Here is a 25425-nt window from a genome sequence, read left to right as displayed (position 1 = left end):
ATCCCGGCCCGTTGTTTATTCTTATTTACATATCCCCGCGCTATGCTTAATACCAACTTATTTCATGGATTTATGATTAATGTCGGTATTAAAGAAAAACAGCGCCAGGCAGCGTGACCAGGAGCGCGCGCGCCTCATCTGGCTTCTCACGACGGATAAGGCCGTCACGTCTACGCTATTAGGCAAACTGACCCTGGCTGAGCAATATGATGTCGGCACCCTTGCCGACGATATTGCTGAGGTAGGTGCGCTGGTTGCTCACTTACCCCCGCCGGACCTGGCGGATACCCTCGAAGCGCTTCCCTCGGAAGAGCGTCACGCCCTGTGGCGCCTGGTGCAGGATCACGAGCGCGGGCAGGTGCTGCTTGAGGCCTCCGAAAACGTCTGGGACGACCTGATCGACGAGATGAGCGACCGGGACATTCTCGATGCTCTGCAAACCCTGGATATCGACGAGCAGATTTACCTCGTTCAGCACCTGCCGCGAAACCTGACCGGTCGCCTGCTCGCGTCACTGCCTGCCGATGAACGCGCGCGCGTGCGTCAGGTGATGCACTACGAGAAAAACAGCGTCGGCGCGATCATGGAGTTCGGCGTTATCACGGTGCGCCCGGACGTGACGCTCGGCACCGTGCAGCGCTATCTGCGCCGCCTGGGCAAAATGCCGGATAACACCGATAAGCTGTTTGTCACCTCCCGGGATAAAACCCTGCTCGGCGAGCTGGAGCTGAAAACCATCCTGCTCAACAGCACCCAGCGGCGGGTGAGCGAGGTGATGGAAAACGAGCCGATGGTCTTCTCCCCGGAAGACGATGCGGAAAAAGCGGCGCGTACCTTCGAACGTGACGACCTTGTGAGTGCGGCGGTCGTGGATTCCGTCGGCAAGCTGATGGGGCGTCTGACCATCGATGAGATCGTTGACGTGGTCTATGAAGAAACCGACAACGACCTGCGCGCGCTCGGCGGGATCAGCGCCGAAGATGACGTCCATGCCTCCGTCGGCAAGGCGGTGAAAACCCGCTGGGCGTGGTTGGCCATTAACCTGTGTACCGCGTTTATCGCCTCCCGCGTGATTGACGGCTTTGAACACACCATTTCGCAGCTGGTGGCGCTGGCCTCGCTGATGCCGATTGTGGCCGGCATTGGCGGCAACACCGGGAACCAGACCATCACCATGATCGTTCGCGCGCTGGCGTTGGAAAATATTCAGCCCGGCAACTTTGCCTTTCTGATCTTCAGGGAGATGGGCGTGGCGCTGATCAACGGCCTGGTGTGGGGCGGCATTATGGGGGGCATCACCTGGTGGCTGTATGACGATATGGCCTTAGGCGGGGTGATGATGCTGGCGATGGTGCTGAATTTGCTGGTGGCCTCGATGATGGGGGTCATCATTCCGTTAACGATGACCAAGCTGGGGCGCGACCCCGCGGTGGGGTCGAGCGTGATGATTACCGCCATCACCGATACCGGCGGTTTCTTTATTTTTCTTGGGCTGGCGACGCTTTTTCTGCTTTAAGTCGTCGCATGATGCGGGCGGGGAGCAGGGCCATGACGATAATCCCGCCCAGCACGCCAATCGCCAGATTGCCGGTTGATACCGTGGCGGCAACGGTGACCAGCATGACTAGCGTTTCGGTAATCGGGGCTGTTTTTACCATAGCCGGTTTTATGCTGTGCCAGCTGAAGGTTTTGACGGCAACAATCGCCATGATCCCGGCCAGCACCGCCATCGGAATTTTAGCCATCACGTCGCTGAGCGCCGTCACCAGGATCAGCAACACGATGCCCGCCGCAAGGGTTGAAATGCGGCTTCGGCCTTTACCCATCTCCACGTTGACGATGGTTTGTCCGATCATCGCGCAGCCCGCAATGCCGCCGTAAAAACCGGCCAGAATATTGCCGATGCCTAAGCCAATGCTTTCGCGGCGTTTGCCTGACGGCGTCGCGGTCAGCTCATCCACCAGCTTTGCCGTCAGCAGGGATTCCAGCAGGCCGACAAACGCGATGCTTAACGCGCACGGCCAGATAATGCTCAGCGTCTGTAAATTGAGGGGGACCAGAAGTTCGGTAAGACCCGGCAAACCGCCGCTCATGGAGCCTTCATCGCCCACGGTCGGCAGGGTTTGACCGGTGGAAACGGTGAACACGGTAAGCACCACAATCGCAATCAGCGGAGAAGGAATACTTTTGATATAGCGCGGCACCCACAGCACGATCGGCAGCGTCAGGACGAACAGGCCCACAATCAGCGGGCTTCGGCTCCAGAAATGCGGCACCTGCGCGAAGAAGATCAAAATACCCAGGGCGTTCACAAACCCGGTCATGACCGACTGGGGAATAAAGCGCATCAGCCTTGCCATGCCCAGAACGCCAAACAGAATCTGAATCACGCCAGCCATCAGCACGGCGGGCAGAATGTACTGTACGCCGTGCTGATGCACCATGGGTCCAATTACCAGCGCCACGGAACCGGCCGCTGCCGTCACCATCGCCGGACGACCGCCCAGTACGGACAGGGCGAGACACAGCACCACGGAGGCGATCAGGCTGACTTTTGGGTCAACGCCCGCCACCACGGAAAATGAGATGACCTCGGGGATCAGCGCCAGGGCGGTAATGACGCCTGCCAGCGTTTCACGCGCCAGCAGCTGAGGGGAACGCAGCACGTTGGCTACGCGGTCTTCGGGGGAGACAGCAGAATGGGATAAGGACATAACGGTTCGCTGGTTAGGGCAGGCTTCCGTGCGCGCGATCACAAAACGCAACATACTAGCCAGTAAAACCGCGCTTTACCAGACGCTTCGATAATCCCTTACAAACAACCCATCATTAAATTTCACAATTACAATAATTTCTTAACCTTTAAACAATATTTAAAAGTTGTTACCGTGCCCCCGCAGCTTTTTTCACCTGCAATTTCCACGCATCAAGCACTTTTACACTAAGGCATAAATTATGAAAACAATGACTGCCATGCTCTTTTCTCTGGCCGTGGGGCTTAACACCGTCTCAATGGCGGCGAAAGCTGACGCACCAAAAGAGCAGGAAACGGACGTCCTTTTAATTGGTGGCGGTATCATGAGCGCCACGCTGGGAACCTATCTGCAAGAACTGCAGCCGGACTGGTCCATGACCATGGTCGAGCGCCTTGATGGCGTGGCGCAGGAGAGTTCGAACGGCTGGAATAACGCCGGTACCGGACATTCGGCACTCATGGAACTGAACTATACCCCGCAGAAAAAGGACGGTTCCATTAGTATCGAGAAGGCGGTCGAGATCAATGAGGCGTTCCAGATTTCTCGCCAGTTCTGGTCTCACCAGGTTAACAGCGGCGTGCTGCACGACCCGCACTCCTTCATCAACACCGTACCGCACATGAGCTTCGTGTGGGGCGAGCAGAACGTCAACTTCCTGCGCGCGCGCTACGCTGCGCTGCAGCAGAGCACGCTGTTCCGCGGGATGAAATACTCTGAAGACCACGCGCAGATCAAAGAGTGGGCACCGTTGGTCATGGAAGGGCGTGACCCGAACCAGAAAGTGGCGGCGACTCGTACCGAAATTGGTACCGACGTTAACTACGGTGAAATTACCCGTCAGCTGGTGACGTCGCTGAAGAAAAAAGAGAACTTCAACCTGCAGCTCAGCACCGAAGTGCGCGGCTTCAAGCGCAACGCGGATAACAGCTGGAGCGTGACCGTTGCCGATCTGAAAAACAACGAAGCCGAGCACGTCATCAAGGCGAAGTTTGTCTTTATCGGCGCGGGCGGCGCGGCGCTGAAGCTGCTGCAGGAGTCCGGTATTCCGGAAGCGGACGACTACGCGGGCTTCCCGGTGGGCGGTCAGTTCCTGGTATCCGATAACCCGGAAGTGGTGAATCGCCATCTGGCGAAAGTGTACGGCCAGGCTTCCGTGGGCGCACCGCCGATGTCTGTTCCGCATATCGACACCCGTATGCTTGATGGCAAACGCGTGGTGCTGTTTGGGCCGTTCGCGACCTTCTCCACTAAGTTCCTGAAAAATGGCTCACTGTGGGATCTGCTGAGCGCCACCACCACCTCTAACGTCAAGCCGATGATGGACGTGGGTCTGGACAACTTCGACCTGGTGAAATACCTGATTAGCCAGGTGATGCTCTCTGACGACGATCGTTTCGAGGCGCTGAAAGAGTACTATCCGCAGGCGAAGAAAGAAGACTGGCGTCTCTGGCAGGCGGGCCAGCGCGTACAGATCATCAAACGCGATCCGAAAGAGGGTGGCGTGCTGCGTCTGGGTACCGAAGTGGTGAGCGATAAGGATGGCACCATCGCCGCGCTGCTGGGTGCGTCACCGGGTGCGTCTACCGCTGCGCCAATCATGCTGCACCTGATGGAAAAAGTGTTTAAAGATAAAGTCGCCAGCCCGGAATGGCAGGCGAAGCTGAAAACCATTATTCCATCCTACGGCACGAAGCTGAACGGTAACGTGGACGCGACGGAGCAGGAGCTGGAATACACCAGCCGCGTACTTCAGCTGCAGTACATTAAACCGCAGGCTGCAGATGCTGCCCCTAAAGCGGAGCTGAAGCCTCAGCCGGAAAACAAACCGGTCGCGGATATCGCGCTGTAATGTAAAAAAGCCGGGTGGCGCTGACGCTTACCCGGCCTACGTTCGATGTTATTTTGTAGGTCGGGTAAGCGTCAGCGCCACCCGACTTATTTTTACCGTACTACCGCTTGTCCGACGTTCTCGTCCGCCTTCCACACGCGATACTTCACTTCCACGTTTTCAGGCGTATACACCACGATCGGCAGCTTACTGTTGTAGCGCAGCAGAGCGTTGTCGCCCAGATACGCGGTCACAAATTTCTTCTCTTTCTTGCCGTCCGGGCAGGCCATCATGGTGGAGACCGGCGAGGTGACTTTATCAAAGACGTAGTAGTCGTAGCCCCAGCCTTCCAGGGTTTTGCTTTCCAGCTGGCCGCCCAGACGATGCTGGTTGCAGTCCACTTCCAGCGTCTTGCCAATCAACAGCTCCACTTTGAAATTCGCTTCATCCTGCTGCGCCGGCAGCTGAATGACCTGACGCTTCATCCCTTTGTCCGCTTTCGGATACGGGGCGACTTTTTCCAGCGGCTGCTCTTTTGGGGTTTCGCTGGCGAAAGCCGTGCCGCTGACACACGCGGCGGCGATGAGTGCGAGGGCAAATTTAGGTGCGTTTTTCATTGTCATTCCTTTATGTCAAAACGATCCTGCGCAGGTTAACATAACAACTATGAATAACTGGTGTTATTTACTTACATTTTCAGTATGAATAGCGTTATGCGCTTTTAATTGTCCAGTTTATTGGTTGTTTGTGCTGGTATGGAGTCAGGTGTCAGTTCGTGTTATTTTAGGCTGTATATAATGTTATTCATCTGTAAAAGGGAAGAGAGATGGTTCGTGCAAAACTGAAAACGCCTGAAGGCCGCAAATTCCTCCTGGCGCTGCTGGTCGTGTTTATGATTGCTGCCGCGTGCGTGGGGCGCGCAACCATTGTGGGCGTTATCGAACAGTACAATATCCCCCTCTCTGCCTGGACAACCAGCATGTATGTCCTGCAATCGGCAATGATCTTCGTCTACAGCCTGGTGTTCACCGTTCTGCTGGCCATCCCGCTGGGCATTTTCTTCGTGGGTGGGCGTGAAAAGCACTAATCACTCACCGGGTAGAATCAAGCCAGCCTGCGGGCTGGCTTTTTTTATGTCAGATGATTTTTATTCGCATTTCCAGGATATTCTGTTCCGAACAAGATTGTTCGACATAAAGCAGGAGATGCGCAATGTTATCCCGGTTTGCAACGCTCAGCCGGATCCCGAAAGGCGTCTGGGTGGTGGGCGGCGTCAGCATGTTGATGGATATCTCCTCGGAAATCATTCACAGCCTGCTGCCGTTATTTATGGTCACGACGCTGGGTGCCAGCGTGATTTTCATTGGATTGATTGAAGGCCTGGCGGAGGCCACCGCGCTGTTTATCAAAGTGTTTTCCGGTGCCATCAGCGACTATCTGGGCAAACGTAAAGGACTGGCGGTTCTGGGCTACGGTCTGGGCGCGTTAAGTAAACCGTTGTTCGCTATCGCCTCATCCTCCGGCATGATTCTTGGGGCACGCTTAATCGATCGGGTAGGGAAGGGGATCCGCGGTGCGCCGCGCGATGCGCTGGTTGCCGATGTGACGCCGCCGGAACTCCGCGGCGCGGCCTTTGGACTGCGTCAGTCGATGGACACTATCGGCGCATTTCTCGGTCCGCTGCTGGCCGTAGGCCTAATGCTGCTGTGGAACGATGATTTTCGTACCATTTTCTGGATTGCGGTGATTCCCGGCGTACTCGCCGTAGCGCTGCTTTTCTTCGGCCTGCATGAGCCGAAAGCGCCCGTCGAGCATAAACGCACGAATCCCATCAAAAAAGAGAACCTCAGGCGCCTCGGAAAAGGCTGCTGGTGGGTCATTGGCTTGGGTGCCATCTTCACGCTCGCACGTTTCAGTGAAGCATTTCTGGTGCTGCGCGCTCAGCAGTCGGGGGTGCCGCTGGCGCTCATCCCGCTGGTGATGGTGGCCATGAATCTGCTCTATTTCCTTTCTGCCTACCCGTTTGGAAAGTTATCCGACGCGATGAGCCACACCCGATTATTGCAGTGGGGTCTGGTGATGCTGATTGGGGCGGACATTGTGCTGGCGCTGAGCACCCACTGGGCGGGAATGCTGCTGGGCGTTGCGCTTTGGGGAGTGCATATGGGGATGACGCAGGGGCTGCTGGCGGCAATGATTGCGAAAACCGCGCCTGCGGATCTGCGCGGTACGGCTTTTGGTATTTTTAGTCTGGTCAGCGGGGTGGGGTTGTTAGTTGCCAGCCTGGGGGCTGGAGCCATCTGGGAAACGTTTGGCGCGGAATATACGTTTTATGCCGGAGCGGTGATTTGTCTGGTTACGCTGGTGTATCTGCGCAAAACGCCGGACGAGGCGAAATAAAAAACCAGCCGTAAAAGGCTGGTTTTCAAAGTATTTTTGGTCGGCACGAGAGGATTTGAACCTCCGACCCCCGACACCCCATGACGGTGCGCTACCAGGCTGCGCTACGTGCCGACGCATAGAAAGAATAGTACTCGATTCCGCTTTGAATGCAAGGGAATCCGTCGCTAACTGGTTTATTATTAATCAGTTAGCGATGAAGCGCTTCTCATCCGTCAGGACCTGCAGCAGCAGGCTCAGCTGCGGTTTCTGGTCTTTCAGCCGCTCACCCTGCAGGTTATACGTCTGGTAATTCCCGTTGTTGTTCAGCACCAGCGTTAGCTTCGGCGTGGTCACCGCAAGCGTATTATTTCCCGCCGCCGTGACCCAGTTATGGCGGCGTGCGGCGCTGAAGAGATCCTGGCCCTGGGAATACTCGTTTGCAGGCGTGCTGACGTGCAGCAGGCGTTGCATCAGGGTCGTCATGACATCTTTATGCTCGGTAAGCATATTGATGCGCTGTGCCGGCGTGCCCGGCCAGTGGACGATCAGCGGAACCTGAAGGTTCGGGCGTGACCAGCTCATACTCTTCGTCTCATTACCTAACGGGATGCCATGCCCTGCAGTGACGATCACCACGGTGTTGTCCAGCTTGCCTGACGCGCGTAACGCATCAAGCACGCGGCCAATCTGTGCATCAACATCGCCCGCCGCGCGGCCATAGCGGCGCGCGAAATCATTCTGGTTGCTGTTTGCAAGCGTTGTGCCGTTAAAGGCAACCCACGAGAACCAGCGGTTATCTTCCTGGGCATAGCGCTGTAGCCAGTTTATCCACTGGCTGGCGGTCTGCGCATCAGACTGATTCTGTGCCGCCGGCAGAGAGAAATCGGACAGCAGCGCCTGGCGGTAGAGCGGGCTGTTGAAGCCATCGGAGGAGAACAACCCAAGCTGATAGCCTTGCTGATTCAGCCCGGTGATCAGCGCCGCAGGCGTGCGGGTAGACAGAACGCCGTCCATATAGCCGGCTGAAATGCCATAGAAGAGGCCAAAGATGCCCGCATCGGTTGTGTTACCGGAGCTCATATGCTGAGTAAACGAGACGTTTTGACTCGCGAAATCGGCCAGCACCGGCATCTGCTTCTCGTAACGGGAATAGTTCAGACCGTCCACGGTGATCAGCAGGACGTTTTGTCCGCGGCCCATATCGCGATAGCGCAGGTCGCTCAGCGGATACTGCACGCTGACGGCTTCCGGATTACCCTGTTCGACCAGGCGGCGCTGGTACTCCTGCGCATCAAGCAGGCCGTGTTTCTCAAGGAAGCGACGGGCCGTCATCGGATAGGAGAGCGGCAGGTTGGCGCGCTGCATGGTGATCGGGCGATAGAAGTTCGCATCCGCCCAGATGTACATGATGTGCGAACTGATAAAGGAGACGAAAAAGAGCGCGGCGACGGGCTTCGCGTAGTGGCGTCGACGGGTCAGGCTGCGCAGTTTTTGCCAGCTCCAGGTGGCAAACAGCATCTCAATCAGCAGGATTGCCGGAACGCTGATAAACATCAGCTGCCAGTCGCGTGCCGTTTCGTTCTGGTCGGGGTTAATCACCAGTTCCCAGACGATGGGGTTGAGATGGAGGTGGAAGCGGGTGAAGACTTCACTGTCGATAAGCAGCAGCGTCATCCCCACCGTCGCAAGGATGACGGACAAGAACCGCATCAGACGCTGCGACATGACGATAAACGTCAGAGGGAACAGGATCAGCAGATAGGTGGCGAAAACCAAAAAGCTAAAGTGTCCGACAACGCTTATCCAGGAGTAGATACGCCCGGTTAGCGTGGTTGGCCAGTCTGCGACAAACAGATAGCGACAGCCAATGACCGCCGCCAGCAGAATGTTGAACAGGGCAAACCAGTGCCCCCAGCTGACCATCTGGGAGACTTTTTCACGATAGCGCTGACGATTCGTCACCATAAACTGTTGTTCGTATCCCTTAATGGGCCGGGTCGTTGCTGACGGACGATTGTAAAGCCTGGGCGAAAGATTTTGCGATCGCCTGACGCTGAGCCGGAGCAACGCTGGTGTTAATCAGGTTGGTGACCATATTTCCCAAAACCATCAGGGAGAGATCGGTCGGCGTTTTATGTTTTTCCAGTACGTTGACCAGCTCACTGAGCAGTTGTTCAACGTGTTCATCACTGTAGCGGGAATGTTGTGGCATAAATCAAAATCAGTTTGTTGATGAAAGGGCAACATATTACCGTAGCAACAGCTTTTTTTCCCCTTTTTTATCTGTTGTTGCACACATGTCCTGGTGGTGGTTGAATACCGCCCGGTCTAAAAGGAGAGTTTATCATGAGTCTGGAAATCAACCAGATTGCCTTGCACCAGCTTATCAAGCGTGATGAGCAAACCCTTGAAGTGGTGCTGCGCGATTCGTTACTGGAACCCACGGCGACCGTGGTGGAGATGATGGCAGAGCTGCATCGCGTCTACAGCGCCAAAAATAAAGCCTATGGTCTGTTCAGCGAAGAGAGTGAACTGGCTGATAGCCTGCGCCTGCAGCGTCAGGGCGAGGAGGATTTCCTGGCGTTTAGCCGCGCCGCAACCGGGCGTCTGCGCGACGAGCTGGCGAAATATCCCTTCGCCGACGGCGGGATCGTGCTGTTCTGCCACTACCGCTATCTGGCGGTCGAGTATCTGCTGGTTTCCGTGCTGAACAACTTAAGCAGCATGCGCGTGAACGAGCAGCTGGACATTAGCTCAACGCATTATCTGGATATCAACCATGCGGATATCGTGGCGCGTATTGATTTGACCGAATGGGAAACCAACCCGGAGTCGACCCGCTACCTGACTTTCCTGAAGGGGCGCGTGGGCCGCAAAGTGGCGGATTTCTTTATGGATTTCCTGGGTGCCAGCGAAGGTCTCAACGCCAAAGCGCAGAACAAAGGGCTGCTCCAGGCGGTAGACGACTTCACGGCTGAAGCGCAGCTCGATAAATCTGAGCGCCAGACGGTGCGCCAGCAGGTTTACAGCTACTGCAACGAACAGCTGCAGGCAGGGGAAGAGATTGAGCTGGAGTCGCTGTCAAAAGAGCTGGCGGGCGTCAGCGAAGTCAGCTTCCAGGAATTTACCGCTGAAAAGGGCTATGAGCTCGAAGAGAGCTTCCCGGCGGATCGCAGCACGCTGCGTCAGCTAACCAAGTTTGCCGGCAGCGGCGGTGGGTTAACCATCAACTTTGACGCGATGCTGCTGGGGGAACGTATCTTCTGGGATCCGGCCACCGACACGCTGACCATCAAAGGCACGCCGCCGAACCTGCGCGATCAGCTTCAGCGCCGCACGTCGGGCGGTAAATAGCAGGCACAAAAAACCCCGCAGAAGCGGGGTTTTTTTCGACGTGTTTGCGATTACGCGCGAACGAAGTCGATGTGAGTCAGTTTTGGCTTGAACGCGTGACGCTGAACAGCCTGAACTTTCACTTTTTCTTCTTTACCGCCAACAACGATGGTCAGAACTTCGCTGTAGAATTCAGCTTTGGTCTGCAGGTTCCACAGTTTGTCGTGATCCAGTTCGATTGCAACTGGAGCAGCTTCGCCACCGTAAACGATAGCCGGGAACTTGTTAGCGGTACGCAGGCGGCGGCTCGCACCCTTACCCTGCACGTTACGTACTTCTGCTTCGATAGTAAACATTGATTTCTCTCTGTATTTAAAACCCTACTACAGGCGACCCAGCAGCAGGCGAGTGTTCTGCCTCACGGATGTGAAGCGGGCGGCATTTTATACTCAAATGCCCCTCACATCAATGAAAAGTCCCGCTACCCGCGCAATTCGTTGGCGCGACGGAAGCGCCCTTCGTAGTCAAAGACCTTCTCACGTATCTGCCAGAACTGACCTTTTTTGCGGGCGACCACGAAATCGGGATGGCGCAGCAGCACCTGCTGATGCACGATATCGGCCACGGTGATCCAGCGCAAAGGCACGCCCGGCGTGCGGGTGTGCGGGCGGATAAACAGCTGTTCGAAGGCCATTCGCTGGGCGGGCGTCTGCACCCGGAAGCGCTCGCTGACGTCCGCCCCGTCTTCATCGTAATAGGTGATTTTCAACCATTCGCCTTTTTCATCGGCACCGGGCTGTAAGGCCATGCCGGAACAGCGCAGCACCAGCGCGTCCTTCAGCTTTAATGCCGCTTTCAGCATATCGTCCGGATCAACCAGCACCGTGTCGCACTCGCGGCAGCGGCGAGCGGCAATGTCGTTTTCGGCGTTGCACTGCGGGCAGTTTTTAAAGCGGAAACGAAAATCGCACTGCTCGCGATGCCCGTCATCATCTTCAAACCAGCCCTGACAGCGGCGGCCAAAGTGTTCGATGAGCGTGCCGTCGGCGGTGGTTTTGCCCCAGAAGGTGTTGGCAAACCCGCAGGCAGGGCAAAAGACCTGCACGGGCACGTTGTCGCTTTTCCCTTTTGGCGCGCCGACCTCTGGCGTATAGAGATCGTGCGGGTTACCGGCATAATCCAGAATCAGGCAGTCGGTTTTTCCCGGGGCCAGACGCAGGCCGCGACCAACAATCTGCTGATACAGGCTGACGGATTCGGTCGGGCGCAAAATGGCAATCAGATCGACGTGCGGGGCGTCAAAGCCAGTGGTCAATACCGAGACGTTGACCAGATAGCGGAACCGCTGGGCCTTAAACGCGTTAATCAGGCTGTCGCGCTCCGCGCCGGGCGTCTCACCGGTGATTAACGCCGCGTCGGCGGAGGGCAGCAGGCCGGTGATTTCGAGCGCGTGCTCAACGGTGGCGGCAAAGATCATCACCCCTTTGCGCGTCGCGGCGAACTCCTCTATCTGGCTGACGATATGCGGCGTAATGCGCTTTTGCTTTTTCAGCTCCTGGTTAAGATCCGCTTCGCTGAATAACCCGTTGCTCTGCGCCTGCAGACGGCTGAAATCGTACTGCACCACCGGCATATCCAGCCGCTCGGGCGGCGTCAGGTAGCCATGTTTAATCATGTAGCGCAGCGGAAGTTCGTAGATGCAGTCGCTGAACAGCGCTTTTTCATCGCCACGCACCATGCCGTGATAATGGTAGCGATAGATCCAGCCTTTCCCCAGGCGAAACGGGGTCGCCGTCAGGCCGAGCAGGCGCAGGTGAGGGTTCACCGCTTTAAGGTGAGTCAGGATTTGCTGATACTGGCTGTCGTCGTCATCGCTGATGCGGTGGCATTCGTCGACAATCAGCAGCGAAAATTCGCTGCGAAACCGATCCAGATTGCGGGCCACCGACTGCACGCTGCCAAAGACCACTTTGCCGTGGCTCTCTTTGCGCTTCAGCCCGGCCGCGAAAATATCGGCTTCCAGCCCAAGCGCACGGTACTTGGCATGGTTTTGCTCGACAAGCTCTTTGACGTGCGCCAGCACCAGCACGCGGCCGCGGGCCAGGCGCGCCAGTTCGGCAATGACCAGGCTTTTGCCTGCGCCGGTCGGGAGCACAATCGCCGCCGGCTCGCGATGTTTGCGGAACCAGGCGAGGGTGGCGTCAACGGCTTCCTGCTGATAGGGACGAAGTGTAAAAGTCATAGGGTCTCGGTTTCGTTATTCCGCACATATACCCGTCATACTTCAAGTTGCCTGTGCGTTGGCTGCACTCGTTCACCCCGGTCACTTACTTATGTAAGCTCCCGGAGATTCACTCCTTTGCCGCCTGCATGCAACTCGAATTATTTAGGGTATAGATAGTATGCCACGAAACTTTTTCCCTTGAGTGGCGCAACCAGACCATTATACTGAACCGTTCCAGACTGCTTCTTTTTTCGGACCCGTTGTCCGACTTCCAGCACCATTAAGGCTAAAAAGATTTCATGCGACTTGATAAGTTTATCGCTCAGCAACTCGGCGTAAGCCGCGCTATTGCCGGGCGCGAAATTCGCGCCAGCCGCGTTACCGTGGATGGCGACATTGTGAGAGACAGCGCGTTCAAACTGCAACCTGACCATCAGGTGGCGTATGACGGCAATCCGCTGACCCAGCAGCACGGTCCGCGCTACTTCATGCTCAACAAGCCGGAAGGCTACGTCTGCTCAACGGACGATCCGGATCACCCGACGGTGCTCTATTTCCTCGATGAACCGGTGGCGCACAAGCTGCACGCCGCAGGCCGTCTCGATATCGACACCACCGGGCTGGTGCTGATGACCGACGACGGGCAGTGGTCGCACCGCATCACCTCTCCGCGCCACCACTGCGAGAAAACCTATCTGGTCACGCTGGAGTCGCCGGTTGCGGATGACACGGCAGAACACTTCGCGAAAGGCGTTCAGCTGCATAATGAAAAAGACCTGACCAAACCGGCGGTGCTTGAGGTGATCACGCCGACGGAAGTTCGCCTGACCATCAGCGAAGGGCGCTACCATCAGGTGAAACGCATGTTTGCCGCGGTGGGGAACCACGTTGTTGGCCTGCACCGCGAGCGGATTGGTGCGATTGAACTCGATCCCGACCTGGCGCCAGGCGAATATCGCCCGTTAACGGAAGAAGAGATCGCCAGCGTCGGTCTGCCTTCGCACTAATTTCAGGAGAGCTCTGTGACCACCAGGCCACACTCGTCGTTCAAAATCGTCTTCATTCTTGGCCTGCTGGCCATGCTGATGCCGCTGTCTATTGATATGTACCTGCCCGCGCTGCCGGTGATTTCTGCGCAGTTTGGCGTCCCGGCGGGCAGCGCGCAGATGACGCTCAGCACCTACATTCTCGGCTTTGCCCTCGGCCAGCTGTTTTATGGCCCGATGGCGGACAGCCTTGGACGCAAGCCCGTCATTCTGGGCGGGACGCTGGTCTTTGCGGCCGCGGCGGTTGCCTGTGCGCTGGCGCAGAGTATTGACCAGCTCATCGTCATGCGCTTCCTGCACGGACTGGCCGCTGCCGCTGCGAGCGTGGTGATCAACGCCCTGATGCGCGACATCTACCCGAAAGAAGAGTTCTCCCGCATGATGTCGTTTGTCATGCTGGTGACGACGATTGCGCCGCTGGTGGCGCCGATGGCCGGTGGTGCGGTGCTGGCGTGGTTTAGCTGGCATGTCATTTTCTGGATCCTGGCCCTGGCCGCGCTGCTGGCTTCGGCGATGATTTTCTTCTTTATTGATGAAACGCTTCCCGTCGAGCGCCGCCAGAAGTTCCACATTCGCACCACAATGGGCAACTTTGCCTCGCTTTTTCGCCACAAGCGCGTGCTGAGCTATATGCTGGCGAGCGGGTTCAGCTTTGCCGGGATGTTCTCCTTCCTGAGCGCCGGGCCGTTTGTCTACATCGAGCTGAACCACGTTTCGCCGCAGCACTTCGGCTATTACTTTGCGCTGAACATCGTCTTCCTGTTCATCATGACCATCATCAACAGCCGCTTTGTCCGGCGGGTGGGGGCGCTGAATATGTTCCGCGCCGGGCTGTGGATCCAGTTTGTGATGGCTATCTGGCTGGTGGCGAGCGCGTTTCTCGGCGTGGGCTTCTGGGCGCTGGTGGTCGGCGTGGCGGCCTTTGTCGGCTGCGTGTCGATGGTGTCGTCCAACGCGATGGCGGTGATCCTGGATGAGTTTCCGCACATGGCGGGAACCGCATCATCCCTGGCGGGGACGTTCCGCTTCGGCATCGGCGCTATTGTTGGCGCGTTGCTGTCGATGGCCACCTTTACGACGGCATGGCCCATGCTGTGGGCGATGGCGTTTTGCGCGACCGGCTCGATACTCTTCTATCTCTACGCCAGTCGACCGCGAAAAGCGGCGCACTAAAACACAGAGAAGGCCCGGCAGGGCCTTTTTTGTTGACGCATATCAACCAAACCCCGTTCGTTTATGCTGTGTTTGTTTATTTTATGTAAAATCTATTTGTGTAAAAAGTCACATCATTGTATTCAAAAAGGTTGAGTTAGATCGCAGAAACGGGTACATATAGCGCCGACGCGAGCCTGGATACCGATAAAAAAGCGCTGAATAGTGCAGGCTGGCGATGATGTGTTACTATAAATGTAAATAAATTGTGAAGTAAATTTTGCTTCCGGGGAACGAACGTGAATACATTACAACTTTCTATTATCCATCGCTTGCCCCAGAGCTATCGCTGGTCGGCGGGTTTTGCTGGTTCGAAAGTTGAACCGATTCCGCAAAACGTCGCGGGCTGTGACAACTGCCTGGTGGCGCTCAAGCTGCTGAGCCCGAGCGACGAAAATGCATGGCGGGTGATGGAGCGTCTCAGCCAGGCCCTGACGGATATCGAAGTGGACAGCTCCGTGCTGGAGTGCGAAGGTGAGCCGTGCCTGTTTGTGAAAAGCCAGGACGAGTTTGCCGCCACCTGCCGCCTGAAGAATTTTGGCGTTGCGATTGCCGAGCCTTTTTCCGGCCAGTACCCGTTCTGACCGCTAGTCCGCCGACAACAGCTGGCGCGTGTAGCGCTGCGTTGGCGCGCTGAACACGCGCTGGCACTCGCCCTGCTCGACCACCTCTCCCTGACGCAACACAATCACCTGATGGCATAGCGCCCGCACCACCTGTAGATCATGGCTGATAAAGATATAGGCCAGCCGGTGCTTTTCCTGAAGCCCTTTCAGCAGCGCCAGGATCTGCGCCTGAACGGTTCTGTCCAGCGACGACGTCGGTTCATCCAGAATAATCAGCTCCGGTTTGAGGATCAGCGCGCGGGCGATGGCGATACGCTGGCGCTGCCCGCCGGAGAATTCAGCCGGATAGCGGTGGCGCGTCTCGGCATCTAAACCCACTTCGGTCATGACCCGCATGACCTCCTGCTCGCGCTGCTGCGCGCTCAGGCCAGGCCGGTGCACGCGCAGGCCCTCTTCGATAATCTGTAACACGCTGAGCCGCGGGTTAAGCGAGGAGTTGGGATCCTGAAACACCACCTGCATGCGGGGCCGCACGGGCAGCATCTGGCGGCGGCTCCAGCGGTGCAGCGGCATGTCGTCAAAGAGGATCTCGCCCTCGGAGGCAATCAGGCGCAGCAGCGCCAGACCGGTGGTGCTTTTACCCGACCCGGATTCGCCCACCAGCCCCAGGGATTCCCCCGGGCGCAGCGAGAAGCGGATGTTTTTCAGCACCAAGTTGCGATCGACAACGCGCCGCAGAATACCTTTGCGGATCGGGAACGAAACGGAGAGATCCTCAACGCGCAGCAATGGCGTCCTGTCGGCCGTGAGGGGAACCGGGTCGCCTGAGGGTTCGCTGTCGAGCAGCCGCTGCGTATAGGGGTGCTGTGGCGCGCTCAGCAGCGTGGAGGCGCTGTTCTGTTCCACACAGCGTCCGTTTTGCATCACCGCGATGCTGTCGGCCAGCTTTCTCACAATGCTCAGGTTGTGCGTGATAAACAGCAGGCTCATGTTCAGCTCGTCGCGCAGCTCCCGCAGCAGCGTCAGTATTTGCGCCTGTACCGTCACGTCCAGCGCCGTTGTGGGCTCGTCGGCAATCAACAGCTCGGGGCGCGTAAGCAGGGCCATGGCGATCATCACCCGCTGGCGCTCGCCGCCGGAGAGCTGATGCGGGAAATCATTCAGCCGTTTGGCCGCGTTGCGGATGCCGGTGCGTTCCAGACAGTCCAGAATTTCGCCCCGCGCGGCCTCTTTGCGCATCCCCCTGTGCAGGGAGAGCACTTCATAGAGCTGTTTTTCCAGGCTGTGCAGGGGGTTAAGCGAAACCATCGGCTCCTGGAAGATCATCGCGATTTTATTGCCGCGAATGCCGCGCAGGGTAGGTTCGTCGGCGTGCAGCAGCGAACGGCCGTGGAACAGAATATCCCCCTGCGGGTAGCTGACCGGCGGAGAAGGCAGCAGCCGCAGGATGGAGAGCGCCGAGACGCTCTTGCCTGAACCTGACTCACCCACCAGGGCCAGCGTTTCACCGGGCTGGATCTGCAGCGACAGGTCGGTGACCACGCTGCGCGTCTCGCCCTGCGTGGAAAAAGCAATCGACAGGTTATCAATATTGAGAAGGGGCTGGGTCATCTTATACCGCCTTGTTCGGATCGAAGGCATCGCGCACGGCTTCGCCGATAAAAATCAGCAGCGACAGCAGCACGGCGACTGAAAGAAAGGCGGCGATGCCTAACCACGGCGCCTGCAGGTTGTTCTTGCCCTGCAGCAGCAGTTCACCGAGCGACGGAGAGCCCAGCGGCAGGCCGAAGCCCAGAAAATCCAGCGAGGTGAGGGTGGTGATGGAGCTGCAGAGAATAAACGGCAGGAAGGTGAGCGTGGCCACCACGGCGTTGGGCAGCATATGGCGGAATATGATCCCCCGGTCGCTCACGCCAAGCGCCTGCGCGGCGCGAATATAGTCGAAATTGCGGGTGCGCAGAAACTCGGCCCGCACCACGCCCACCAGCGCCATCCAGCCGAACAGGACGGTGATGCCTAACAGCCACCAGAAGTTGGGCTGCACCACGCTGGAAAGCAGGATGATCAAAAACAGCGTCGGCATGCCTGACCAGACTTCAATCACCCGCTGGCCCCACAGGTCAATTTTCCCGCCGTAGTAGCCCTGAACGGCGCCCGCTACCACGCCCATTACGCTTGAGAAGAGCGTCAGCATCAGCCCAAAGAGCAGCGAAATGCGCGTGCCGTACAGGATGCGCGCCAGCACGTCGCCGCCGTTGGCATCCGTCCCCAGCCAGTTTTGCGCGGAGGGCGGAGAAGGGAATGGGGTTGTGGTAGCAAAGTTAATGCTGTTTGCGCCAAAGCGTATCGGCGCCCAGAGCGCCCAGCCGTGCTGCTCAATCTGCTGGCGCAGCCACGGATCCTGATACTCCGCCGGCGTTGCAAACGGGCCGCCAAAGTCGCTTTCGCTGTAGTTGGCGATCGCCGGCACGTACCAGCGGTCGTTAAAATGCACCAGCAGCGGCCTGTCGTTGGCGATCAGCTCCGAACACATGCTCAAGGCAAACAGGACGGCAAAAATCCACAGCGACCAGTAGCCGCGGCGGTTGTGGCGAAAGCGGGCCCAGCGGGCCTGGTTGACGGGGCTTAAACGCGGCATCAGCGGCCCTCAAAATCAATTCGGGGATCGACCAGCGTATAGCTGATATCGCTGATGATATTCAGCAGCAGGCCAATCAGGGTAAAAATATAGAGCGTGCCGAACATGACCGGATAGTCACGCGATACGGTAGCCTCATAGCCCAGCAGCCCCAGACCGTTGAGCGAGAACATCACCTCGATCAGCAGCGAGCCGGTAAAAAACATGCCGATAAACGTGGCCGGGAATCCGGCGATCACCAGCAGCATGGCGTTGCGGAACACGTGTTTCCACATGATCTGCTTCTCGCTCACGCCCTTGGCGCGGGCCGTCACGACGTACTGCTTGCGAATTTCATCGAGAAAGGAATTTTTGGTCAACATGGTCAGGGCGGCAAACCCGCCAATGACCGTGGCCAGCACCGGCAGCGTGATATGCCAGAGGTAGTCGGTGATTTTCTGATACCACGGCAGGGAACTGAAATCGGCGGAGACCAGCCCCCGCAGCGGGAAGAGGTCGAAATAGCTGCCCCCGGCAAAAAAGACGATCAGCAGGACGGCAAACAGGAACGCCGGGATGGCATAGCCGATGATGATGAACGTGCTGCTCCAGATATCGAAGCGGCTGCCGTTATGTACCGCTTTGCGGATCCCAAGTGGGATAGAGACCAGATAGATAATCAGCGTTCCCCACAGCCCCAGCGTGATCGAAACCGGCAGGCTTTGCTTAATCAACGTTAACACTGACGCGCTGCGAAACAGGCTGTCGCCAAAATCAAAGCGAATGTAATCCCAGAGCATTTTGAAATAGCGTTCGTGAATCGGTTTGTCAAAGCCGTAGCGGTGGGTGATCTCGGCGATCACTTCCGGATCCAAACCGCGTCCGCCGCGATAATGACTTTCGCTGATGTTGCCAACGCCGGTGCGCGCATGGCTCGCGCCCATGCCTTCACCGCCGCCGCCCGGCATGCCGCCGCTGTTGCCAAATTCAATGGCGGCAATGGCCTGATCGACCGGGCCGCCAGGGGCGATTTGCACGATAAAAAAGTTAATCGTGATGATGGCCCACAGGGTGGGGATGACAAGCAGGAGACGACGGATAAGATAGGCGCCCATAATGATTCCCTATCGCCGCTCAGCGGGAAGTCTGGCGGCTTTGTTAACGTCATACCACCAGGTATCAAAGCCCAGGGAATAGACGGGGCGCACGGCAGGCACGGAGAACTTATCCCAGCGCGCAAGGCGGTCTTCGCCCATGTACCACATCGGCAGCATGTAGTAGTTCCAGGTTAAGACCCTGTCGAGCGCGCGCCCGAGCGGCAGGAGCTTTTCTTTATCCCCCTGCGCCGCCACGATTTTCGCAATCAGCGCGTCAACCGCCGGGCTTTTTACCCCCGGCGCATTGTACGAGGAGTCGATGTAGCTGGAGGCCCAGGAGATTTGCAGGTCCGAGCTGGGCCAGGGCTGCGCGGGCCACAGGCGCTGCATCATGTCGTAATCACGGCTGCGCATGCGGCTGGTGATCTGGGCGTTATCGACCTGACGAATGTTCATGGTCACGCCCAGCCGCTCAAGGTTATGCTTAAACGGCAGTACCCACTGATCGTTGCCCCCGGACGAGAGCAGCAGCTCAAAGCTGAGAGGCTTACCCGTTTTGTCGTCCACGCGCTTTTGATTTTTCAGGTGCCAGCCTGCGTCATCCAGCAGCCTGCTGGCTTTCAGGAGGTTGTCGCGATCGTAACCGTCTCCCTTCGACGCGGGCGGCTGAAACACGGTGGTGAACACCTGCGGCGGTACCTCTGATTTCAGCGGCGCCAGCAGGACCAGTTCGTCGGCTTTCGGATAATCCCGCGCGGCGTACTCTGTGTTCTGGAAATAGCTGTTGGCACGGCTGTAGGCCCCGTAAAACAGCGCTTTGTTCATCCATTCAAAATCAAAGGCCAAAGATATCGCTTCCCGCACCCGACGGTCAGTAAATACCGGGCGCTGAATATTAAACGCCAGCCAGCGGGTGTCCTGAGCAGACTCATTTTTGTGCTCGTCTTTGACGATATAGCCTTTGGCAAAATTTTTACCGATATAGCGGGTCGCCCAGTTTTTGGCGCTGCTCTCGACGCGCAAATCGAAGGCTCCGGCCTTGAAGGCTTCAAACGCCACGTTATCGTCGAGGTAGTAATCATAGCGAAGGGTGTCGAAGTTCCAGCGCCCGCGGTTTACCGGCAGACTGGCCGCCCAGTAGTCTTTAACGCGAGAGTAAACGACATATTGCCCCATGCGCCAGTCGGTGATGCGGTAGGGGCCGCCTGCCAGGGGCGGCGTGGAGAGCGGGTCGCTTAGCTTATGATTTTTCCAGAACGATTCCGGCATCACCGGCAGCGAGAACAGACTGAGCATATTCTCTTTGTTGGGTTCGCTCAGCGCGATGCGAACTGTAAGCGGCGCAATGGCGCTGACGGATGCGCCTTTGTACACGATGCGAAACTGAGGTACGCCTTCGGTCATAAATTTATGGAAGGTGAACGCAACGTCGCTGGCCTTAACCGGCGTACCGTCGTGAAAACGCGCCCGCGGGTTCAGCGAGATCTCCGCCCAGGAAAAGTTATCGGCGTAACGCACGTTATCGGCAATCAGCGGATAGTAGCTGCCGGGTTCATCATCAGACGTAACGAAGAGCGTATCGTAAAGCGATTCCGTTCGCGCGGCCGCCACGCCGCGCAGGGCGAAGCGGTTGAAGTTATCGAACGTTCCCGTGGCGGAAAGCGTGACCTTACCGCCCTTCGGCGCGGCAGGGTTGACGTAATCAAAGTGCGTAAAATTGACCGCGTATTTCGGCTCGCCAATCACCGCGAAGGCGATATTTTCTTTGATGGCCTGCGCCCGGCTGGACAGGCTCGTTAATGCCAACATCAGCAACATGAAGCGCATAAGCATCTGGCGGCGGCTCCCTCTATGACAGACCGGCTCGGTTAAGCTGAATAATAAGTGACGTCACGGGCAATGTGAAATTAATCGTCCTCGGGCGAAATATCAGGCCGCCATTCGCGGAACTGCGCCAGCGGCATCGGGCGGCTAATCCAGTAGCCTTGCAGGTAGTTAACGCCGTGCTCGCGCAGCCATGCAGCCTGTTCCGGCGTTTCCACCCCTTCGGCGACGGTCAACATATTCATGCGTCTTGCCAGCGTCAGGACGGCATCCAGCACCGGCGAGGTCACGGTCTCCGTACCTATCGCATTAACAAAACCACGGTCGATCTTGAGATAGTCCATGGTGAAATGCTCAAGATAAATCAGCGCGCTGTGGCCGGTGCCAAAATCATCGATGGCTATCTCAAACCCTTCGTTATGCAGCCATTCGAAGAGGCTATTGGCCTCCCGATGGTTAAGCATGTCGCGCTCGGTAATTTCCAGCACGATCTGGAAATAATCCGGCGGCAGCAACGCTTTGAAGGTGCGCATATCGTCTTTGAAGCTTTCAGAATGCAGGTGCCCCGGCGCAATGTTGATGCCCACCTTCGCGCCCGGCGGTAGCAGCGTTTGCAACACGGGAGCATCGTGAATGATGAGGTCAAAGAGATGCAGCGTCAGCGGGACAATGAGCTTCTGCGCTTCAGCAAAGTTGATAAACGCGTCCGGCGGAATTTCCCCCATTGTCGGGTGCTTCCAGCGCATCAGGACTTCAAGCCCGGTCATCCGGAGCGATTTGGCATCGACGACGGGCTGATAAACTACGTAAAACTGGCCGCGCTTGATGGCGCTTAAAATCTCTTTACCCGGGTTGAGCCGAATACTCAGGATGTAGTAGTTGAGCGATCCGGCACAAATACCGCATACCAGCCCAAAGAAGAGGGCGTAGAGAATTTCATCGCTTGTCCAGGCATCCGCATACAGTTCGATCGTCAGAGGGACGTCTTTTAGCGTCGCGATGCGGGCCGGGATTTCATGCAGGTCGCTCGCCCTGACCAGCGTACTGGATCGCGTTGACAGCGCCTTATCGCCAATGATGAGGGCGATGCCGGCGAACTCGTCCTGACGCGCGGTGTAGAGCAGGTAAGGCGTGAGATTGATATTCACCGAGGTGAACACGCCGCCGTCCTTCACCAGCGGGTTACGATACCAGATGGCAATGGCGGGCTTATTGGGCAACATGGGGGTGCCCGGAAGCAACGCCATATCGATCTGCTTGTCGATGTGCAGCTCGGGTATCAGCTCCTGCATCGGGGCATTCATCGGACCGGTGGCAGAAGAGCAGAAGGCCATTTTGTCTCTGACCAGCAGGAACGCGCGAACGTTAATGCTAAAGGCGGCGCGCGAGGTGAGCTCCTGGTTGACGTCGTGACAGCTATTTAGCGTGAGCGGCTGGAGAACATCGATAGCGTTCTTTAGCTCGTCGAAATAGCTCTCCATGTAGATGCTGATGTCGTGGATCAGGGCGTCGAATTTGACTTCCCGCTTGTGGTAGCTCCAGAAAAATTGCAACGAACCCAGGAGCAGGGCGGCGATCAGGCCTGTGATAATGCTGAGGATCAGTATCTTGCGATTGCTGGAGAAGTAGCGGGTAAACATAGACGTCGTGATTCCTGAAATGCCGCTGGATGTATTCAGTGTAATGGGCAAAAAAAAACACTGCCTAAGCAGTGCTTTTTTTCATCATATCGTCAGCCAAGGGATAACCAACGATACAATTATCATATTAACTGCGGGTCAGTACGCGACGCGCTTCGTTGTAGCGCTTCTTCCAGTATGGTTCGTTCATGCTGGAAATGGTCACACCGCTGCTGGTGGAGGCATGGACGAACTGATCGTTACCAATGTAGATGCCAACATGTCGACCTGTAGAACCGGCACGGAACAGGACTAAATCACCGGTGCGCAGTTTGGTACGTGAAATCGACTTGCCCATCTCCTGCTGTTCATAAGTTGAACGCGGAAGATCTAACCCAAATTGCTCGCGGAACGTACGCTGTACAAAACCGGAACAATCAATACCCGTTTTCGTGCTGCCGCCAAGACGATAGCGCACGCCTTTCCAGTCAGCATACTGGTCCATAATGCGGGACTTCACGTCCAGATTACGTACCATATTTTCAAATTCATCCTGAGAGGCTTGCAGTGAAGAGGAATCTTCCATTCCCACAACACGCGTCTCAGGATGCATATTCTTTGCGGTGTTCGATGTACTACATGCAGATAACAGTACCGCGACTGCTATCGCCGGGATCCCCCGTAAGATATATCTCAGAAACGGTTGAGATTTGACCATGTTGTTTATTTTCCCTTGAAGTCCTTAACGACAAATATCGTTATAAAAATGCCAAACGTGACGAGACTAATTATCTGTTCACATTGAGACAATTGTTTCTGGTCACATTTGTGGCATAGCGCACAAAAATATTCGCCATCGAAATAATTATCTCTATGGGGCAAAACGAGTTCGAGATTAACCGATTGCCTGGGGTATTGCGAGTAAAAAAAGCCTTTTTTTTATAAGAAAATGTGATACAGAAAGTAAAAATCCGGAATTGCTCAAAATGCAGTCAGATCCGATGTTTTATCGTGCAATTGCTTCATTTCTATCATGAATATGATGACGAGAATATGACAGTGGGGAAAGTGCGTGGCGAGAACGCTATCAGGGATCATGTCGATCCCTGATAGTGCAGGTTAATTTAGGTTGGTTATTTGTTTAATTGTTGTTGCGTTTTGCCGGGAAGATAGCGATCGAACAGCGCTATTATCCCGTCGCTCAGCGGGGTCATTAAGCACCACGGCAGCGCAATCAGCGCCACGGAAAGCGAACCGACGACAATATCGGTGAACCAGTGAGCGCCAATCATGACGCGCGGGAAGGCAAAAACCACAAAAATAATCAGGGCTATGGCAAACGCTTTTCTGCCGAAATAGCGAAGCATGATAGCGGAAAAAATAAGCAGCATCATGCCGTGATCGCCGGGGAAACTGTCCTTCGACGCATCTTTCGTTGGAATATGCAGCAGTTCGCTGACGCGATGAATATCGGTGAAGAAGAGCGTGGGGCTGGAACGCTTAACCGGAATAATCGCGGTGGCCAGCTGGTTGATGACAACGGCAAACAGCAGCATCACCAGGCCGATTATCAGAATACGTCTGCGTCCCGCCTTATCTTCTTTCAGCCAGAAGGAGAGCATCAGGCAGCCCATCGCCAGCAGCGAGAAGCCGTCGAAGGCGCGGTTGTTGGTAATAGCCACCAGCCACAGGAATGCGTTGCTCTTCACCAGCTCCTGGTTGAAGAAGTGAAAAATGGCAGAGTCCAGCGGGAACCAGAAACCATGATCTGCCGGGATATACCAGGAGAAGAAAAGCGCCAGACCGGCGACATTAAGCAGTAATATCAGGGGAAATCGAGTTGTCATAACGTTCTGCATAGTGTGAAAACTGGGGCAACGTTAGCCGCCCGAACTTAAACGAATCCTCAACAGGCTGGACTGGAGGGCATTCCAGTCGGCGTTAACCGCACTAATTAACTCTATTCGGCTATCGGGCGGCGCCACATTTTGCGTTTCAATAAAGAAATCGTCGCCCTGACGGTTGATCCGCACCAGGCCGTCCGGCGTGCGCATGATCCCCTTAACGCGATCGACGGGAGCATGTCGGGCCCACTCCAGGATCCCGATGGTATCGAAAACGGTGTCAGCATCAAAAATCCACCCGCAGGCCTGGTATCCCTGACCGCTGTTCAGGTTACGACGCCAGCGCTGATGTTCTGGCAGGCTGAGGGCGGCTAGCCCCTGTTTCACCGGATGGCGATGAGCATGTTCCGCGCTGGCCGGAAGTTCAGCCAGGTTGAGACGTGGAAGGTCAAGCAGAGCGATATCAATATTTCCCTGAGTGGCCTGCACCCGCGTGCGATTGCCGCCGAAATGTTGCCACCACGCCTCCAGCGCGGCCTGGCTTTCAGCCGTGGCGCGATCTTCTTTATTAGCAACGATAACGTCTGCCGAGGCGAGCTGGTCGCGGAAGTTATCATTAGCTACCGCTTTCTCATCCAGAAGCTGACGCGGATCGAGCAGGCACAGGGTGGCGCGCAGGTCGATCCACGGCTCGTAAACCGGGGCGGTCAGTAAATCGAGGATCTGCTTCGGGTGACCCAGCCCGGTGGGTTCTATCAGCAGGCGGTCGGGTTTACCCTGACGCAGCAGCGTATTGAGCCCGACCTGCATCGGCAGGCCATTGACGCAGCACATGCATCCGCCGGGGATCTCTTTAATCATCGCGCCGCTGGATGACAGCAACGCGCCGTCGATGCCCACCTCGCCAAATTCATTAACCAGCACGGCCCACTTCTCGGCCGGATCTTTATTTGCCAGCAGGTGGAGAATTGAGGTGGTTTTACCGCTGCCGAGAAAACCGGTGATGAGGTTGGTTTTGGTCACGTGCGCTCCAGGTGAGAATTGTGATGCTATAACACTTCTCTCTATCCTGGCGAA

22 protein-coding genes and 1 tRNA gene are annotated in these 25425 nt (G+C 56.5%); 8 read left to right on the top strand and 15 right to left on the bottom strand.

All coding sequences use genetic code 11. From position 1 onward, the window contains the following. Positions 1-79: 79 nt before the first annotated feature. Complete coding sequence (mgtE, locus tag ACJBF3_RS01210) at positions 80-1516, top strand: magnesium transporter (protein ID WP_045327976.1); 1437 nt, start codon at positions 80-82, stop codon at positions 1514-1516. Here the strand turns inward: mgtE and ACJBF3_RS01205 are convergent. Continuing rightward, positions 1479-2768: a SulP family inorganic anion transporter gene (locus ACJBF3_RS01205; RefSeq protein WP_045327978.1), complete on the bottom strand. Its 1290-nt coding sequence runs from the start codon at positions 2766-2768 to the stop codon at positions 1479-1481. The two genes, mgtE and ACJBF3_RS01205, sit on opposite strands and share 38 nt — an antisense overlap. Before the next feature lie 187 nt (positions 2769-2955). Here ACJBF3_RS01205 and mqo point away from each other — a divergent pair, with 187 nt between their 5' ends. Then, positions 2956-4605, top strand: coding sequence for a malate dehydrogenase (quinone) (gene mqo / locus ACJBF3_RS01200; protein ID WP_045327980.1), 1650 nt, complete (start codon positions 2956-2958; stop codon positions 4603-4605). A gap of 92 nt (positions 4606-4697) precedes the next feature. On the opposite strand, the gene eco is transcribed toward mqo, so the two are convergent. After that, complete coding sequence (gene eco / locus ACJBF3_RS01195; protein ID WP_045327981.1) at positions 4698-5201, bottom strand: serine protease inhibitor ecotin; 504 nt, start codon at positions 5199-5201, stop codon at positions 4698-4700. 209 nt (positions 5202-5410) lie between these two features. Here eco and ACJBF3_RS01190 point away from each other — a divergent pair, with 209 nt between their 5' ends. Then, a complete protein-coding gene (locus ACJBF3_RS01190) occupies positions 5411-5671 on the top strand; it encodes a DUF2534 family protein (protein WP_045327982.1) in 261 nt (86 codons plus the stop codon). A 125-nt stretch (positions 5672-5796) separates the two neighbouring features. Further along, positions 5797-6984 carry an MFS transporter gene (locus ACJBF3_RS01185; RefSeq protein WP_045327984.1) on the top strand — a complete coding sequence of 396 codons (1188 nt, stop codon included), beginning with the start codon at positions 5797-5799 and terminating at the stop codon, positions 6982-6984. Between the two features lie 37 nt (positions 6985-7021). Here the strand turns inward: ACJBF3_RS01185 and ACJBF3_RS01180 are convergent. From ACJBF3_RS01180 to ACJBF3_RS01170, 3 genes are all read right to left on the bottom strand, one after another. Then, a tRNA-Pro gene (locus ACJBF3_RS01180) sits at positions 7022-7098 on the bottom strand. 72 nt (positions 7099-7170) lie between these two features. Further along, on the bottom strand, positions 7171-8931 hold the full coding sequence (yejM, locus tag ACJBF3_RS01175) for an LPS biosynthesis-modulating metalloenzyme YejM (RefSeq protein ID WP_045327986.1): 1761 nt from the start codon (positions 8929-8931) through the stop codon (positions 7171-7173). A gap of 19 nt (positions 8932-8950) precedes the next feature. Next, a complete protein-coding gene (locus tag ACJBF3_RS01170; protein WP_008500958.1) occupies positions 8951-9178 on the bottom strand; it encodes a YejL family protein in 228 nt (75 codons plus the stop codon). A 134-nt stretch (positions 9179-9312) separates the two neighbouring features. Between ACJBF3_RS01170 and yejK the strand changes: the two genes are divergently transcribed. Then, on the top strand, positions 9313-10320 hold the full coding sequence (gene yejK / locus ACJBF3_RS01165) for a nucleoid-associated protein YejK (RefSeq protein WP_032641831.1): 1008 nt from the start codon (positions 9313-9315) through the stop codon (positions 10318-10320). 50 nt (positions 10321-10370) lie between these two features. Here yejK and rplY read toward each other — a convergent pair whose 3' ends face one another. Both rplY and ACJBF3_RS01155 read right to left on the bottom strand, forming a co-directional pair. Further along, positions 10371-10655 (bottom strand): 50S ribosomal protein L25, encoded by a 285-nt coding sequence (gene rplY, locus ACJBF3_RS01160; protein WP_008500956.1) that lies wholly within the window; start codon positions 10653-10655, stop codon positions 10371-10373. A 125-nt stretch (positions 10656-10780) separates the two neighbouring features. Continuing rightward, positions 10781-12541 carry a DEAD/DEAH box helicase gene (locus tag ACJBF3_RS01155; protein ID WP_045327990.1) on the bottom strand — a complete coding sequence of 587 codons (1761 nt, stop codon included), beginning with the start codon at positions 12539-12541 and terminating at the stop codon, positions 10781-10783. Positions 12542-12822: 281 nt separating this feature from the next. Here ACJBF3_RS01155 and rsuA point away from each other — a divergent pair, with 281 nt between their 5' ends. From rsuA to ACJBF3_RS01140, 3 genes are all read left to right on the top strand, one after another. Next, a complete protein-coding gene (rsuA, locus tag ACJBF3_RS01150; RefSeq protein ID WP_045327991.1) occupies positions 12823-13530 on the top strand; it encodes a 16S rRNA pseudouridine(516) synthase RsuA in 708 nt (235 codons plus the stop codon). Between the two features lie 15 nt (positions 13531-13545). Then, positions 13546-14742, top strand: coding sequence for a Bcr/CflA family multidrug efflux MFS transporter (locus ACJBF3_RS01145; protein WP_045327992.1), 1197 nt, complete (start codon positions 13546-13548; stop codon positions 14740-14742). A 278-nt stretch (positions 14743-15020) separates the two neighbouring features. Beyond that, on the top strand, positions 15021-15365 hold the full coding sequence (locus ACJBF3_RS01140) for a YejG family protein (protein ID WP_045327993.1): 345 nt from the start codon (positions 15021-15023) through the stop codon (positions 15363-15365). 3 nt (positions 15366-15368) lie between these two features. Here the strand turns inward: ACJBF3_RS01140 and yejF are convergent, their stop codons facing one another. The 8 genes from yejF to ACJBF3_RS01100 all read right to left on the bottom strand — a co-directional run bounded on the left by yejF (position 15369) and on the right by ACJBF3_RS01100 (position 25371). Continuing rightward, positions 15369-16958 carry a microcin C ABC transporter ATP-binding protein YejF gene (gene yejF, locus ACJBF3_RS01135; RefSeq protein ID WP_045327994.1) on the bottom strand — a complete coding sequence of 530 codons (1590 nt, stop codon included), beginning with the start codon at positions 16956-16958 and terminating at the stop codon, positions 15369-15371. A 1-nt stretch (position 16959) separates the two neighbouring features. Further along, positions 16960-17985, bottom strand: a complete 1026-nt coding sequence (locus ACJBF3_RS01130) for an ABC transporter permease (RefSeq protein WP_045327995.1) — start codon at positions 17983-17985, stop codon at positions 16960-16962. Next, complete coding sequence (locus ACJBF3_RS01125; RefSeq protein WP_045327997.1) at positions 17985-19079, bottom strand: microcin C ABC transporter permease YejB; 1095 nt, start codon at positions 19077-19079, stop codon at positions 17985-17987. Before ACJBF3_RS01125 ends, ACJBF3_RS01130 begins: the two co-directional genes overlap by 1 nt. Before the next feature lie 9 nt (positions 19080-19088). Beyond that, on the bottom strand, positions 19089-20894 hold the full coding sequence (locus tag ACJBF3_RS01120) for an extracellular solute-binding protein (RefSeq protein ID WP_045327998.1): 1806 nt from the start codon (positions 20892-20894) through the stop codon (positions 19089-19091). Positions 20895-20968: 74 nt separating this feature from the next. Further along, positions 20969-22525: a cyclic di-GMP phosphodiesterase gene (locus ACJBF3_RS01115; RefSeq protein ID WP_045327999.1), complete on the bottom strand. Its 1557-nt coding sequence runs from the start codon at positions 22523-22525 to the stop codon at positions 20969-20971. A 127-nt stretch (positions 22526-22652) separates the two neighbouring features. Then, the gene (gene mepS, locus ACJBF3_RS01110; RefSeq protein WP_008500946.1) at positions 22653-23222 is read right to left on the bottom strand and encodes a bifunctional murein DD-endopeptidase/murein LD-carboxypeptidase; all 570 of its coding nucleotides are present in this window, start codon (positions 23220-23222) and stop codon (positions 22653-22655) included. A gap of 415 nt (positions 23223-23637) precedes the next feature. Continuing rightward, positions 23638-24351, bottom strand: a complete 714-nt coding sequence (locus ACJBF3_RS01105; protein WP_162837908.1) for a phosphatase PAP2 family protein — start codon at positions 24349-24351, stop codon at positions 23638-23640. A 33-nt stretch (positions 24352-24384) separates the two neighbouring features. Beyond that, a complete protein-coding gene (locus ACJBF3_RS01100; protein ID WP_045328002.1) occupies positions 24385-25371 on the bottom strand; it encodes a GTP-binding protein in 987 nt (328 codons plus the stop codon). Positions 25372-25425: the final 54 nt, after the last annotated feature.

The sequence above is a fragment of the Enterobacter sp. PP-008-ECC_S150 genome (genome assembly GCF_045257065.1).
GTDB lineage: Bacteria > Pseudomonadota > Gammaproteobacteria > Enterobacterales > Enterobacteriaceae > Enterobacter > Enterobacter chengduensis.
Note: the sequence above shows the minus strand (reverse complement) of the source record. Positions and strands in the feature narration are given on the sequence as shown.